10 protein-coding genes are annotated in these 16,133 nt (G+C 41.9%); 6 read left to right on the top strand and 4 right to left on the bottom strand.

Annotation, left to right across the window (positions count from 1 at the left end; all coding sequences use genetic code 11):
- Both OGM63_RS17815 and OGM63_RS17810 read left to right on the top strand, forming a co-directional pair.
- The coding region (locus tag OGM63_RS17815; RefSeq protein WP_263746963.1) for a BamA/TamA family outer membrane protein at positions 1–1,795 on the top strand (1,795 nt) is incomplete at its 5' end.
- Positions 1,796–1,940: 145 nt separating this feature from the next.
- A complete protein-coding gene (locus OGM63_RS17810; RefSeq protein WP_263746962.1) occupies positions 1,941–3,647 on the top strand; it encodes a serine/threonine protein kinase in 1,707 nt (568 codons plus the stop codon).
- Positions 3,648–3,951: 304 nt separating this feature from the next.
- On the opposite strand, the gene OGM63_RS17805 is transcribed toward OGM63_RS17810, so the two are convergent.
- Complete coding sequence (locus OGM63_RS17805; protein WP_263746961.1) at positions 3,952–5,052, bottom strand: glycosyltransferase family 4 protein; 1,101 nt, start codon at positions 5,050–5,052, stop codon at positions 3,952–3,954.
- Between the two features lie 981 nt (positions 5,053–6,033).
- Here OGM63_RS17805 and OGM63_RS17800 point away from each other — a divergent pair.
- From OGM63_RS17800 to OGM63_RS17790, 3 genes are all read left to right on the top strand, one after another.
- Complete coding sequence (locus OGM63_RS17800) at positions 6,034–6,408, top strand: RRXRR domain-containing protein (protein WP_263746960.1); 375 nt, start codon at positions 6,034–6,036, stop codon at positions 6,406–6,408.
- 30 nt (positions 6,409–6,438) lie between these two features.
- The gene (locus OGM63_RS17795; protein WP_263746959.1) at positions 6,439–8,727 is read left to right on the top strand and encodes a CHASE2 domain-containing serine/threonine-protein kinase; all 2,289 of its coding nucleotides are present in this window, start codon (positions 6,439–6,441) and stop codon (positions 8,725–8,727) included.
- Between the two features lie 211 nt (positions 8,728–8,938).
- Positions 8,939–9,967, top strand: a complete 1,029-nt coding sequence (locus tag OGM63_RS17790) for a hypothetical protein (protein ID WP_263746958.1) — start codon at positions 8,939–8,941, stop codon at positions 9,965–9,967.
- Between the two features lie 128 nt (positions 9,968–10,095).
- Here the strand turns inward: OGM63_RS17790 and msrB are convergent, their stop codons facing one another.
- Together msrB and OGM63_RS17780 are read right to left on the bottom strand one after the other, a co-directional pair.
- The gene (gene msrB, locus OGM63_RS17785; RefSeq protein WP_318528488.1) at positions 10,096–10,590 is read right to left on the bottom strand and encodes a peptide-methionine (R)-S-oxide reductase MsrB; all 495 of its coding nucleotides are present in this window, start codon (positions 10,588–10,590) and stop codon (positions 10,096–10,098) included.
- A 262-nt stretch (positions 10,591–10,852) separates the two neighbouring features.
- Positions 10,853–12,877, bottom strand: coding sequence for a serine/threonine-protein kinase (locus OGM63_RS17780; protein WP_263746957.1), 2,025 nt, complete (start codon positions 12,875–12,877; stop codon positions 10,853–10,855).
- Positions 12,878–13,397: 520 nt separating this feature from the next.
- On the opposite strand from OGM63_RS17780, the gene OGM63_RS17775 reads away from it, so the two are divergent.
- Complete coding sequence (locus tag OGM63_RS17775) at positions 13,398–14,993, top strand: PPC domain-containing protein (protein WP_263746956.1); 1,596 nt, start codon at positions 13,398–13,400, stop codon at positions 14,991–14,993.
- A 2-nt stretch (positions 14,994–14,995) separates the two neighbouring features.
- Here the strand turns inward: OGM63_RS17775 and OGM63_RS17770 are convergent, their stop codons facing one another.
- The gene (locus tag OGM63_RS17770; protein ID WP_263746955.1) at positions 14,996–16,027 is read right to left on the bottom strand and encodes a WD40 repeat domain-containing protein; all 1,032 of its coding nucleotides are present in this window, start codon (positions 16,025–16,027) and stop codon (positions 14,996–14,998) included.
- Positions 16,028–16,133 lie beyond the last annotated feature (106 nt).

The raw sequence follows: 16,133 nt of genomic DNA, 5'->3' as shown, positions 1-16,133 counted from the left end.
GTGTATAAACGCCAGCTCCTCCACTCCCCCCCTCCCCCCCTCCTCTTCCACGCCTAACGAAAAGGATTTAGTCGTGACCGCTACCGATGTGCAGGTAGTCGGTGCGACTCCAGAATTGCAGCAAATAATTAACAGCGTCATTAAAACCCAAACTGGGGGAGAAACCAGTCAAAGTCAGATACAAAAAGATGTAGCGGCAATTTTAGATACGGGTTTATTTGCTGATGTCCGTGTAAATACTACTACTAGTCCGGTGGGATTGAGTGTGGTGTATCAAGTGCAACCATTGATCGTGCGATCGCTTCAACTTTCCGGCGCGAAAACCCTTACCTACCAAGTAGTTTTGCCACTCTTTCAAACGCAAATTGGCAAAGCCATCAGTCCGGAAGCTTTGAAGCAATCAGTAGAACAAATTAAGAAATGGTACGCCGATAAAGGTTATAATCTAGCAAGGGTTATCTCTATTAAACCGAGCAGCGAAGGAATTTTGAGCTTGAATGTAGCTGAAGGTTTAGTGAGTAATATCAAGTTTCGTTTTGTCAACGATGAAGGTAATACAGTTGATAGCAAAGGTAAGCCAGTTAAAGGACGCACCAAAGAAGATTTTTTGCGACAACAGCTAAACTTAAAACCTGGTCAAATTTTCCAAAACAATGTAGTTAAACAAGACTTGCAGCAGTTATACAAACTGGGATTATTTGAAAATGTCAATGTCGCCTTAGAAGGTGATGCGACAGGCGTTGATGTAGTTTACCAATTAAAAGAACTTGGCGCACGCGGTATCAACCTCGGTGGTAATTACAACGCAGACCAAGGAATTGTCGCTACATTGAACTATCAAGACCGAAATGTCGGGGGTATTAACGATACCTTAGGCGCTAATGTTGAAGTAGGTGCGCGTGACCTTCAGTTTGATGGTAAGTATAGCAGCCCTTATCGGGTAACTAACCCCGATCGCTTTGGTTACAGCATCAACGCTTTTCGCAAGCGTGGACTTTCCGAGGTTTTTGATGGCGATGTCAAACTAGCTAACGGTGACAGAGTACGGCAAGGTAAAGTTGGTGGTAGTGTAAGCTTACAGCGACCGATTGACGGTTGGGATACTTCATTAGGATTTAATTACACCCGTGTTAGTATACGCGATCGCGATAGCACAATTACCCCAAAAGATGAAAAGGGTAATCCACTAACTTTTAGCGGTACTGGCATCGACGATTTAGCTACCGTATCCTTCACCGCTATTAAAGACCGACGAGATAACCCCTTTAATCCTACCAAAGGTTCCATTCTCAGTCTCAGCACAGAACAATCAGTTCCCATTGGTCTAGGCAACATTTCGATGAATCGCCTCCGGGCAAATTATAGTCAGTTTCTCCCAGTTAAATTATATAGCAGTAAGAACCCACAAGTATTTGCTTTGAATCTCCAAGGCGGTACCGTACTTGGTGATTTACCGCCTTATGATGCCTTTAACTTGGGAGGTCCCAATTCAGTGCGCGGTTACGAGGCTGGAGACGTTGGCAGCGGTCGTACTTACGTATTAGCTTCCGCAGAATATCGCTTCCCGGTTTTGCCAATCTTGGGAGGTGTACTGTTTGCTGACTTTGGCTCAGACTTAGGCTCTGGTGATACAGTATTAGGAAATCCGGCAGGAGCGCGTAATAAACCAGGTAGTGGTTTTGGTTATGGTGCTGGTGTCCGTCTTGACTCACCTTTGGGCTTAATTAGGGCAGATTATGGCATTAATGACCAAGGAGAAAGTCGGTTGCACTTCGGTATAGGTCAGCGTTTTTAAGGGAATTGGGCAATGGGGAATGGGTAATGGGTAATTGGGAATGGGTAATAATTCTTTTTCCAGTCAAGAGTCAAGAGTCCCCAGTCAAGAGTCCCCACTCAAGAGTCGCCTACTGTATTATGAACAAATATAAAACTGTGGCAATGTGGTTTTTGCTTTTCCCACTCAAGGACTCATTACCAAGCTGCTCATTCAGGACTTAGGATTTTCTATGTTAGCAGGTACAACTTTGCAGGGGGGAAAATATACCCTCAATCAAGAAATCGGGCGTGGGGGCTTTGGCATTACGTATAAAGCTACGCATCATTACTTACGTCACGAGGTAGTGATTAAAACGCTAAATGATAAACTGCGACAACATGCTGATTTTACTAAGTTCGAGCGGCAATTCCAAGATGAGGCAAGGCGATTAGCTACTTGTATTCACCCGAATATTGTCCGGGTGAGCGACTTTTTTATTGAAGCGGGTCTGCCTTACATGGTAATGGAATACATTCGGGGTGAAACCTTAGGCGAGGCATTTGTTTTGCCAGGAATACCTTTACCAGAACTGACGGCAATTCATTATATCCGGCAGATTGGGGCAGCATTGGAGGTGGTACACAATAACGGTTTGCTGCACCGCGATGTGAAACCAGATAATATCATCCTCCGCCAAGGAACGGCTGAAGTAGTGCTAATTGATTTTGGCATTGCGCGAGAATTTAACGGTGGTGTGAGGCAAACTCATACAGGTATGGTTTCTGAGGGTTATTCGCCGATTGAACAGTATCTGACGCAAGCACCCCGTAGCCCAGCCACGGATGTTTATGGTTTGGCAGCAACTTTATATTCATTGTTGACAGCACAGGTTCCTATGCCTGCATTATTGCGCGATCGCGAAAAAATGCATTCTCCCCGCGAACTGCAACCACACCTAAGCGCTGCTGTCAATCAAGCAATTATGCGTGGTATGGCGGTAGAATCTCGCTTTCGTCCAGCAACAGTCGCAGAATGGTTAAAGTTGTTACCCGGAAATGGGGTAAGTGTTGCAACTAAATTGACACCAACTCATACAATTACAACTGTTGATTTATCTACCCACGAGTACCCATCACCTCCAGACGTTACCGCAAATAATACCACTGCGCCATCAACTACCGGGAATTTGACAAAAATTGCCAAAAAAATTCGCTCAAGCAAAGTTTTGATTGGTAGTGGAATAGCACTCACAGCCGCTACAATGGCTTTTGGTATCACCAGCCTAGTCCATAAATCTCAACCGCCGCAACCATCCGCAAAGCCAGTTATTGAACAGCCTACTACTAATGATACTTCTGCGGAAGTGCGTAAAGTGCAGATTTCACCGTTGCCCCAGGTAAAAGAAACTAGCACCCCACGAAAACAGAGTAATACTACCTCGTCGTCGCGAGATGAATCTGCACCCACCTACACATCAAGACGACGCAAGCGCATTCGTCCTGTTGCTAATGATGACGACGAAACACCAAAACGGACTTATAGACAAACAGAAGAATCAACATCAAACGACTCACCACAACCGCAACGTAGGCGTCGATCCTCTAATCAAGAAACTTCACCTACTACACCTGATGCGGCACCCTCACCATCTCTTGTTGAGAAATTACGAGCGGTACGCTCAACTCGTAGCACTTCCCCCACCAAATCATCTTCTGATAACCCAACTCCACCACGTCAATCTCCTAGAGAGTCCAATTCTGTAGTCATACCCCAAGTACAACTACCGAAAGAACCAAATGGTCTCATCGTACCAACACAAGAAGTGAAGCAAAATTCTCCTGCTGACAGCCAATCTCAGAAGGATGAGAAGCCAGCGGATGAGGAGAATTAAAAATAAAAAATATGGCGCTATCGATTGGTAGGGTGCGTTAGCATGAAGCGCGTAAACCCTAGATATGAAATATAGCGATTTTATGGAATCATATCATGTCAGGTTTATTCCTGACAATACAATTGTAGAGACGTGGGAGTGCGGAACGTCTCTACGAGGGTTGCGATATTTTTATTAATGTTAATTATCAAAACATAACATCAAATACATCGCCACGAAGAATGTAAAGACGTTCCGATGGAACGTCTCTACAATTGTGTATGGCTATCTCAAGGTTTCGTTTATTTCAGCCTTCATCGTTCACTTAGGCTATTTTCTTCTTTCTAGAAAGAAGAGAATTCCAAAATTGACCTTGCAAGAGTGATGAAGACTTCTTGGCGTTGCTTTCTTGGAGAACTTGCTGATAAACTGCTTCGTAGCCGTTCACCATCTGGGTAACGCTGAAGTGTTGTTCTACGTATTCTCGGCAGGTTTGACGATCTAATTCTAAGGTAGCGGGAATCATGGCTGCCATTTCTTCATAGCTTTGGCAGACATAACCTGTCTTTCCGTGAGCAATCACTTCTGGGACAGAACCCATGTTCATGCCAATGACTGGTGTACCTGTTGCCATTGATTCAATCATTACCAAGCCAAAGGGTTCACTCCAGGCAATGGGGAAGAGAGTGATGCTTGCGTTGCCTAGTAATTCAGATTTCTGAGCGTGGTTAACTTCGCCTAAGAATTGTATCTGCTCACCGTCAATGTGAGGAGCGATTTCTTTTTCAAAAAAGTCTGTGTCTACTACGTCTACTTTTCCTGCCATCTTCAGACACCAACCACTCTGCTTGGCGATCGCGATCGCATGTTGCGGTCCTTTCTCTGGCGAAAAACGCCCCAAAAATACCAGATACGGCGGATCTTGCGGTTGGGCTACAAAGGTGAATTCTTCGGGGTTAATGCCGTTATAAACTGTGCTGGCGTAATTTAGTTCCAATTGACGCTGGGCGTTACTGATACTGATGAATGGTTGCGATTGATGATACGAAAATACTTTGCTGTTATCAGGCGTAAATCTGCCATGCAAGGTATGTACTGTGGGTGTTGACACTAAGTTTGCAAAAGGTAATGCCCAAATCCCTACATGGGAATGGATAATATCGAATTCCGCTGCTTGTTGGTAAACTTGGCTCATTTCCAGCGCTTCATACATCACATGCTCTTTAATGTCTGGATCTAAGCGCAATGCACGCGGATGAACAGCTTCTAATTTAGCCAAAGTTTGAGAATCGCCAGAGGCGAACAATGTGACATCATGACCTCGACGCACCAGTTCATCAGTCAAGCGACTCGCTACCAGTTCAATTCCTCCGTAAGTTGGGGGCGGAACTCGTTCCCACAAAGGGGCTACTTGAGCTATTTTCATAAAATTGTTTAGCTTTTTGAAGGTAAATTGGTCGTTGTCAAAGGGTTGAAATACTTTAGTTCAGAGTTTTGCCTCCTTTTCTGAAGTTGTAATTAACCGCCTTGGGCGTGCGAACACCGCTATCTCGGCTAACTTTACCCTTTAAGCCTCACCTCCAAATTTACTTTGAGCCACAATCATATCATGGCTGTGCTTATTAAGCTAACTTTTGCTTTTTAATTATTACATCTATCTTTAGGACTATTTTATATTTGTTTGGATATAAATGCTTATTAATATTCAGGCTCAATAAAAAAATACATTAAACATATTAGGGATCAATTAAATTGTGAAAAATAAATAGCGATCGCTCGCCAAAATATTTGAATCAGGTGGGAAACGCGATCGCTTAATTCAAAACTCAAAGTTGATTCAATTTACTGCACCGTCAGCATTGAAAAGACTTATAGTTTGCATTGATTTATTAATCTACGAAGAAATCATTTTCCGGATAAATGGGTGGAAGTAATTATAAATTTTCCACCCATAGGAATCTTATTTGAGTTGTGAAAATTAATGTCGGGAACGTAGACACGAAGTGACCGCAGAGTGGCAGAGTAAGAGAAAACAGAGAATTTCAGTTTTTCATTTAAGACTGCTATCTGTATAATTAGTGTATCTGGAAGTGGGTTTATTGCTACATTGAAGTAGAGTTAAGTTAGTCTGCAACATCTACCTAATTAGGGCTATTGCCACAACGCCTTGATGATTCGAGAGCATAGGCAATCGGAGTAATCCCTAGTCTATGTGAACCAAACCACCCAAAGCTTGGGTAAACGTTATTTAAATCATGACACCTTGGGATTCGCTAGTCCCCCGCTCTGTCGCTACTAGTTAAACAATCCGCAAGGATAGTGCTTTTAGCTCAAAAAGTTTAGATAACAAGGTTGAAGCAAACTTTACTTAGAAATAAGAGCTAGTCAAACCGACGCTTCCCAACAAATGTCAAATTACGTTTTTTTGATTGATTCCAACAAAACACCGATGAATCCGATTCATCCAAGTCACGCGAGAAAACTTTTAGAAGCAAATAAAGCTGCTGTTTTTCGTCGCTACCCATTCGTTTTAGTCATGAATCGGGTAGTAGAGAATATCATTACTTATCCCATTACCTTTACTCATGTTTCTACAGGGGACTTTGTTAAAGTCACGCTGCACAAGGATCGCAAAAATATACCGTCTGGGATATACAATTGTCGTGTTAAGACCCCAATAAAAGAAGGGTGCGAAGTCGTTATTAACGGTTTTAGAGTTGGGTTTTCAACAATGAAAGATGTTTTCAAGATTCATCGAAATGACGGATATAGCTACGCCTGACTACGAAAAACTCGAATTTATCAAGATGAAGTGATTCGACTATTAGAAAAATTTCGCACAGCATTGGTAAAAAATAGGCAAAACTCGAAGTTGGAAGAAACAAGCTCTGGAGAAGCTTCGCTAACTCCTCGGTGTAATATTCGTGATACTGCGTTTAATAAGGGCTGGCTGCCAACTATACTGATTGCTAGTGTGGGAGTAACTGTCTTCATCGCTGGAATTCGGGACTTGAGATGGTTGCAGCCTTGGGAGTTAAGAGTTTACGATCAAATGTTGCGACAGATCGCAAGCGGCAGCGCTTCGCGATCGCGTCCTGAAAAAGCAAGCGTTCGCCGGATTTTATTAGTTACAATTACTGAAGCAGATATTAAACGCCAAAAATGGCCTTTGTCGGATGCGACAATTAATCAGCTTTTAGACAAACTAGAGTCTTACAAACCACGCATCATCGGCTTAAATATTTACCGTGATTTGCCTGTTGAACCTGGTTATAAACTGTTGGCAAATCATCTTTCACGTCAAAATAATATTATCGCTGTCTGTGGATTCAGCAGTCCGGAAAATCCGGAAATTCCACCACCGCCGAGTCTGTCTGAAGATAAAATAGGCTTTAGCGATTTTGTCCCTGACGAAAATGATCACATTGTCCGTCGCAGTTTGTTATTTGCCCAGTCAGACGACAAAAAATGTCATACTAATGTATCGTTTGCTGCCTTACTTGCTATTAATTATTTACAAAAACAAGGGATTAAAACAAGTTTCACCAAAGAAGAAATCCAAATAGGTAAAACTTTATTCCCAATTTTAAAATCTAATTCTGGTAGCTATGAACATCTGGATGCAGCGGGCTACCAAATAATGCTAAATTATCGCCATCTCCATCGCCTTGCTGATAAAGTAACTCTTACAGAAGTTCTCAATAATCAAGTAAATCCTAACTTAATTAAAGACCGTTTGGTAATTATTGGCACAACAGCAACAAGCATCGATAAAGACTTCTACACTCCCTACAGCGCTTTACCAAACCAACCATCCAGAATGCCACCTGTATATATTCATGCACAGATTGCCAGTCAGATTATGAGTGCGGTGCTGGATGGAGAACCGTTAATTTGGTATTTACCTGAATGGGGTGAATATGTTTGTATTTGGTGTGCTTCTTTGGTGGGTGCTGCTGTCGCATGGCATTTACGACATCCTTTAGGATTAGTAGTCGTGGGAGTTATAATTCTCAGCAGCTTGGGTGGATTTTGTTATCTGCTTTTTTTACAAGCTGGATGGATGCCGGTGATTCCCCAGGCTTTAGCTTTGGTAATTAGTGGTGTGAGTGTGATGGCTTACACTACATATCAGACGCAACAGAAAAGCAAGTTGATTATTTTAGAAGTTGAGAAACAAGAAGAAGCGATCGCTCAATTAAATGTCCTCTTAAAAGAGACAGAAATTCAAGACCAACATCTTCATACTTCTACCACAATTATACCAGAAAAACGAACTGGCGACCTTCTTTTAAGTGGGCGCTACAAAATCATTAAAGTCCTCACTTCTGGGGGATTTGGTCGCATTTATCTAGCGGAAGATACTCAACGACCGGGTAATCCTAATTGTATCGTGAAACAATTAATGCCTGCACGTCGAGATTCGAGATTTATGGAAGTTGCCAGAAGGTTATTTAATACAGAAGCGGAAATTTTAGAAGTTTTGGGTGAACATCATCAAATTCCTAAATTACTCGCCTATTTTGAAGAAAATCAAGAATTCTATTTAGTAGAACAATATATTCCCGGACATACCTTAAGTGAGGAATTACCACCTGTTATTAGACGGGTGCAAAAAGAAAGTTTTGTGATAGAAATGCTGAAAGAAGTTTTAGATATTTTGGCATTTGTTCATCAACATCGTGTGATTCATCGGGATATTAAGCCGAGTAATCTTATTAGGTCAAAAATAGATAATCGCTTAGTACTGATTGATTTTGGTGCAGTCAAATTGATGCAACCACCAAGCAGCGAAGAAACAGAATTAGCGACAGTTGCGATAGGAACACGAGGTTATGCACCACCAGAACAATTTGCCGGTCATCCCCGCTTGAACAGTGATATTTATGCCTTAGGGATGATTGCCATTCAAGCCCTAACAGGAGTGCCACCCCAAGAACTACCACCAGATTTGGAAACAGGTAATGTGAGGTGGCGTCAATGGGCGAAAGTCAGCGATGAATTGGCAACGATTTTAGATAAAATGGTGCGATATCATTTTAGCGATCGCTATCAATCAGCCAACGCAGTTCTAGAAGACTTGAAGCGCATCGGAGAATGAATAATTGGTAATTGGGCATAGAAATAATTAGGATCGCCAGAATTTGCGACAACAACCGGCGATGATAATAAAAATAGCGTACCAAAAACTGATATAAAAATACTTTGCAAGAAACTTTTTATCATTTATGCTAATTTGAATTTTATCGAAAAGAATACTTTAGATTTTGGCAAAATTTAAATTTTTAACATTAGACAAAATCTCAAATCCTATGATTCAGGAAAAACCTACTTCCATTGAAGGTATCTATGAAGTTTGCATTGGTATCTCAGATCCAATTTTGGCAATTCAATATTGGCAGCAATTTGGCTATCGTATTGGGGAAGTGGGGGAATTATCCCCAGCAGCAGCAAAGCAATTATATGGGGTAGATTCGTCTTTGCGATCGCTTCGACTTTATCATCTAAATGCCGATCATGGTTTGATTCGGCTGATGGTTTGGCAAAATCCGACCAATGAAGGGTTGGGAACTGCAACAATGAAAGCGAAGGGAAATCGCTGGGCAACAACTTTAACTGCTGATGTATTAAGTATTTTAAATCATGTGGAGGAGGCAAAAATAGCAAATTGGTCTATCCGCTACACTAATCCGCACTGGGAAGTTATTTACAACAAAGACAGAAAAAGTCGTCCTTTTGTTGAACCAGTTGTAGGGGTACGAGAGATGCTATTATTGCAACCTTTGACTCGACAAGTTTTGTTTCAACGCTTTGGCTATTCAGTACCGCATTACGGACAAATTAATCTTAGCGCTACTTTTAAAACTAGCCAGTTTACCCACATGGGAATGATAATTCAGGATGACAGCAAGGAAACGCTGAATTTTTATGAAGAAGTTTTAGGTTTGTTGCGTGTGCGTGATGATGTTGAAACTAGTTATGAATCTTCTCTTGCGGGTAGAGAGATTTTTGATTTAAACAAAGGTGAAAAGTTTATTGTTACAGCTTTTGACGATCCACGTTCTTCTGCGTCTGATTTTATGGCTGCACGTTCTGGCAGACTTTATATTATTCGCTTTCCAGATTCTATCCAATTAGAGTCGCACTTTGAGCAAGGGCAACCGGGCTGTTTGGGAATGTCGTTATATACTTATCGCGTGCGGGGAATACATGCATATTTCGACCGCATTAAAGCAAGTAAAGTACAAAGGTTTACAAATATTGTTAGCAATGAATTTGGGGAGATGAGTTTCTCTTTTGTTGCTCCCGATGGCTACTTTTGGACGTTGTTAGAAAGTTAATTAGACATCTCCATAATTTAATTATGCGTTGCCCGAAACTTTTGTAGAGACTACCAAGTGCTACGTCTTTTCTGGTGTAGTGGGCACGAAGAGTGCCCATGATGAGCGATAAATCGCTCACTACTTGATTAACCTTCAACAAACTTTAGAGATACACCGTTCATGCAATAACGCTTACCGGTGGGTTTAGGACCATCGTCAAATACATGACCCAAATGTCCACCACAACGATGACAATGAACTTCAGTTCTAGTCATAAAAAATGACTTGTCTACGGTGTAGGCGATCGCACCTTCGATTGGTTGGAAAAAACTGGGCCAGCCTGTGCCACTATTAAATTTTGTATCAGATTTAAAAAGTGGCAAATCACATGCGGCACATGTATAAGTACCCTTATCATACTCTTTATCCAGCGGGCTGGTATGAGCGCGTTCAGTTCCATGTTGACGCAGCACTTTATATTGTTCTGGTGTTAAAATAGTACGCCACTCTTGTTCAGTTTTCTGAACTTCAAACTCGTTATTTGAGATTGCCATAACTTCTGACCTGCCAAGTAAATAATGTGATAACGATGCTGTGCCAAGTATTGTTGCACCAGCCTGTAAAAAACGTCGTTTATTCATAATTTAACGCGAGTTCGTTCTTATTTGATTTGACCTCTGTTTTTGTCCCAGACTGCTTGCGAATTGGTAAAGGTATAAACCCTCACCTTCTGTCAGAGGTTGCTCGGTTGTAAAATTTAGTTGGTCGTCAAGCAACTATCAACTAAATTTTACCTCGTTTTATTTTTTGTTTTTTGACGGCAAGCAAATACTTGCATATGACCGGGTTGTCGTAGTCAGGGCTTTAGCCCTATTGTTAAGGACTTGAGTCTTGACTACTTTTTCAGGGGCGCCAAATTTTGATAATATTGTCAGCACTACCGCCACTAGCAATAGTTCGTCCATCCGGACTGATGGCGATCGCATAAATATAGCCAGAATCTTTCTTGAGGGTGCGAATTTGTCCCCCGGTTGCTATGTCCCACAATTTGATTGTGTTGTCATTACTACCACTTGCCAAAATTACACTATCTGAAGAGCGGATATAAGCAACAGAAGTAACTTTGTCATCATGTCCAGTTAGGGTGCGGATTTCCTTGAGTGTGTTTAGATTCCATAATTTAATCGTCTTGTCTTTACTACCGCTAGCAAGCTGCTGTCCATCGGGACTAAAGGCAATGGATAAAACTAAATCTGAATGTCCCGTGAAAGTGCGGATATATGTACCTGTGTTTAGATTCCACAGTTTGATTGTTTTGTCCCAACTTCCACTAGCTAGCAGCTTACCATCAGGACTAAAGGCGACGGAAGCAACTGTTTGAGAATGTCCCGTCAAAGTGCGGATTTCCTTGTTTGTTTGGAGATTCCATAGTTTAATCGTTTTATCCAAACTGCTACTAGCTAGTAGCTTTCCGTCTGGACTGAAAGCTACAGAAGCAACGCTGTCAGAATGTCCTTTCAGGGTACGGATATATGTACCTGTGTTTAAATTCCACAATTTGATAGTTTTGTCAGCACTACCACTGGCTATGATTTGTCCATCTGGGCTAATAGCGATCGCATAAATCCATGATGAGTGTCCTTTAAAGGTGCGGATTTCCTGTTTAGTTGTTAGATTCCATAATTTGATCGTGCGATCGTCACTTCCAGTCACCAGCATCTGTCCATCGGGACTAAAGCTGACAGAATTAACATCGCTGGAATGTCCTTTTAGGGTATAGGGTTGATCGGAATTTTCCGAAGTTGTCCTTACAGGCTGACTGGGAGAAGACTTAGTGATTACAACAGGATGAGATAATGAATACCAAACTCCTGCTATTGCCAACACTACGATAGCCGCACTTATAATCAGTTGATTTCTTAGTTTCGTGCCTAATTGTGGTGTAGACGCAAAGCCGCTTGTCGTCAGACATCGCGCTTTGGTATAAATTAAAGTTGAAAGTGCTGCTGACGGTGGTGATAGAGACATCAAGTCACTGAGAACTTCATCGGCTGATTGATAACGCTTTTGAATATCTGTTTTCAACAGCTTGTCTAAAACCTTACCCAATTTGAAGCGTGAGGTTATTACGCTGTTACCAGAATTACTTAAATATTTTCGCCAACACGTAACCCAACTAAAACCCTGTTCCATCCAAAGTTGAGATGGACGAATTCCCGTCAGCAGGTGAAAGCAAGTCGCACCCAAACCGAATAAATCACTAGCGGGATAAGCTTTTCCATCTTGCATTTGTTCAATTGGGGTATAGCCATGTGAACCGATCGCTGTTCCCGTTTTCATCATGACTGTTGCCGAGAGTTGCTTTGAGGCACCAAAATCAATTAGGACTAATTGTCCGTCATTTTGGCGGCGAATAATATTCTGTGGCTTGATATCTCGGTGAATTACTGAGCGATCGTGAATAAACTTGAGAACCGGCAATAATGAGAGCAAAAGTTCTCTAATTTTGCTTTCGCTAAATGTTCCCTGTTGTTGCAATTCTTTAAGTAAATTTTGCCCATCAATAAACTGCTGTACTAAATATAAATAATTATCTTGTTCAAAGTAAGCCAAAAGCGTAGGAATTTGGTTATGTTCTCCCAATTCTTGCAGCCGCTTCGCTTCTTCTTTAAAAAGCTCAACTGCTTTACGCAATGCCGAAGCTTCCTGAATTTTCGGTGCTAATTGTTTGACAACGCACTGTTCATTCAGCTTGTCTATATCTTCCGCTAGATAGGTTCTGCCAAATCCACCTTCATCAGATAGTAATTTGATAACTTGATAATGACCCCTTAACAGGGTAATTAATGGAGTATCGCAATACTGGCAATATTTGCTACTATCTGAATTTAGGGGATCTTGGCAATCGGGATTCAGGCAGCAGAGCATACTGGGAATCCATTTGCACTTTGGGTATATGTTAATTTATGACGTATAATTTTGCTATCTGCTAGCAGGCGGACATGAAATTGCTACATTTCTGACATTTGGATGAGCGATCGCTCTTAATAATTGCATCAACTAAACAACTTTTATAATGGAAGTTACCTTTCATCATCTTTATCACTCAATATTATTTTGTAGATTTTAGTCAAATCTAAGTATATATTTATTCTAGTATAAAACTCAGCCATTAACTAACTTCATCACAAAATAAACTTATTTAAAGCAGATGAATATAAATATTATTAGTTACTTGTTATTTTAATTTAGTCTGGGAACGAAATAAACTTATCTAGTTCTAATTAAAAAGCATAAAGTCAATGAAAGTAACCCGCAAATCATTAAAAATGTTGGGTATAACATACTTTTAAACTCAATGTTTTCATCAACAATGAGGAGCACAATTATGGCAGTAAAAAGCAAAAAAAACTATCGAAACAAATTAGACTTTATTTTGATTTGTTTCATGAGCAGTAGTTTTTTGATCGGGAGTTATACCCTACCTATAAGTGCTTTAGCAAGCCTTCAACCAGGTGGAAATTTCATCATAGCTAAACCACCAGATGAAAGACAACCAGAAGCAGTACAACAAGGAATCGAACAAATTCCTACTACTCAACCGTCCGTATCTCCAAAACCTAACCCACCGATTGATTCACCCATACCCCCTGCGACAGCTGGTACAACCAGCCCAACACCACCACCAGCAAGTACTACACCTAAACCCGTCAATACCGAACCAACGCCACCACCAGCACGTACTACGCCTCAACCCGTCAATACCAGCCCAACACCACCACCAGCAAGTACTACACCTCAACCCGTCAATACCGAACCAACGCCACCACCAGCACGTACTACGCCTAAACCCGTCAATACCAGCCCAACACCACCACCAGCAAGTACTACACCTCAACCCGTCAATACCAGCCCAACACCACCACCAGCACGTACTACACCTAAACCCGTTAATAGCGAACCAACGCCACCACCACCAGCACGTACTACGCCTAAACCCGTTAATAGCGAACCAACGCCACCACCACCAGCACGTACTACGCCTAAACCCGTCAATACCGAACCAACGCCACCACCAGCACGTACTACACCGAAACCCGTTAATACCGAACCAACACCACCACCAGCACGTACTACACCGAAACCCGTTAATACCGAACCAACACCACCACCAGTACGTACTACGCCTAAACCCGTTAATAGCGAACCAACACCACCACCAGTACGTATATATACGCCTAGACCATCGACGCCGGAACCTTCACAACCTCGTGTTCCTTCCAGACGGGGTGGTCGCAAACCAGCTACTAATCAAAGTATAGAAAGTTCACCTGTTTCTCCATCTAGAACACTTAATTACAAGCAAATTAACTTTGTAGATATCGCATTTAGTGTTTTGGCTCCGGGTGACTTTAAGTCTCAAGGTAGATATTTCCATTTCTACCAGTTTCAAGGGAGAGCAAACCAACTGATCCAAATTAGACTAGGTGGCAGTGCCGATCAACGTCGCTCAAATAACTTAAGTTTAGATCCATTCATGTTTGTGCTTGACCCCAACAACAACGTTCTGTTAAAAAGAGGTAGTGGGGGAGCAACCAGTGAAGTTAAAGATGCTTTCGTATTTGTCCGATTGCCTGCAAACGGTACTTACACGATCGCAGTCACTAGCCAAAATCGTGGTGCTAAGGGTCGCTACAGTCTCGCACTTAGAAATGACCGAGCTAGCTACAGTTTAGACTCCCAAAGCGAACTGACACCTCAAAGCCTAAGAAGACAAGATGGCAGCCTTTACGATATTTCCCAGTTTCAAGGCAAAAAAGACCAACTTGTTAGTATTCGTGTAGATAGTGTGTATGAAGAATTTTCTCCTTATATAGTGTTGCTAGATTCTCAAGGCAAAATAGTCGCCGCTGATAATGCCAAAGATGGCAAGTACAGTGCTTTAATTGACCGAGCCAGGTTGCCTAAAGATGAAACTTACTACGTAGTGGTGATTTCTGGTAATTCACTCCAACGCGGTAAATACCGATTGACTGTTTTCTAATTTTATTGAGGCATCCGCCAAATCTTGATAGTTTTGTCCTTACTACCAGTGGCAAGAGTTTGTCCATCGGGACTGAAAACCACAGACCAAACTCTGTTGACATGCCCTTTGAGGGTGCTGATTTCCTCTCCGGTAGTTAGATTCCACAATTTGATCGTGTCGTCCCAACTAGCACTGGCTAAAGTTTTGCTATCGGGGCTAAAGGCAACAGACCAAACTTTATTGGTATGTCCTGTCAGGGTGCGGATTTCTTCTCCTGTAGGTAATTTCCATAGTTTGATAGTGTCGTCCCAACTGCCACTGGCAAGAGTTTTGCCATCGGGACTGAAAGCGACAGAATTAACAGCGGCATCATGCCCTTTTAAAGAGCGGATTTCTTTCCCTGTTGTCAAATTCCACAGTTTGATGGTACTGTCAAAATTATTACCACTGGCAAGAGTTTTGCCGTCAGGACTGATAGCGACAGATGTAACTACATCACAATTCGCTTTCAAGGTGCGGATAACCTCTCCAGTAGCGACATTCCACAGTTTGATAGTCTGGTCCCAACTACCACTAACTAAACTTTGACCATCTGGGCTGAAGGCGATCGCCTGAACTGAAACTGAATGTCCACTGAGAGTGCGGATTTCAAGTCCTGTAGCCAAATCCCACAGTTTGACAGTCTTGTCACTACTACCACTGGCAAGAGTTTTGCCATCGGGACTGAAAGCGACGGAATTAACCCAGTCAGAATGCCCTTTGAGGGTACGGAGTTCCTCTCCTGTCGCCAAATTCCACAATTTGATGGTCTTGTCAGTACTAACACTAGCAAGCATTTTCCCATCAGGGCTAATAGTGACAGCCCAAATTGAATCGGAATGTCCTTTTAAAGTCAAATTGGGCAAAAAGGTTTCCCCAAGTGTCTTTGAAGACTGATTGGGACTAGAGGAAGCACCAGATGCAGCCAAGGGAAATTCCCAATATAAAATGGAACCAAATCCCAAAAGCGCGATCGCTGCACCAGTGAAAAATTTAATTTTGAAGTCAGTCATGGTTTACAAACCTTACAGATTCCGCAGTTAAACAACCCCAATGCTGCGCTCTTCAGACAAAAGTCAGCATTTGAGGTGTTATGGAAATACCTTTATCTACTCATTA

This window comes from Plectonema radiosum NIES-515 (assembly GCF_025753815.1).
Taxonomy (GTDB): Bacteria; Cyanobacteriota; Cyanobacteriia; order Cyanobacteriales; family Nostocaceae; genus Hassallia; species Hassallia radiosum_A.
Note: the sequence above shows the minus strand (reverse complement) of the source record. Positions and strands in the feature narration are given on the sequence as shown.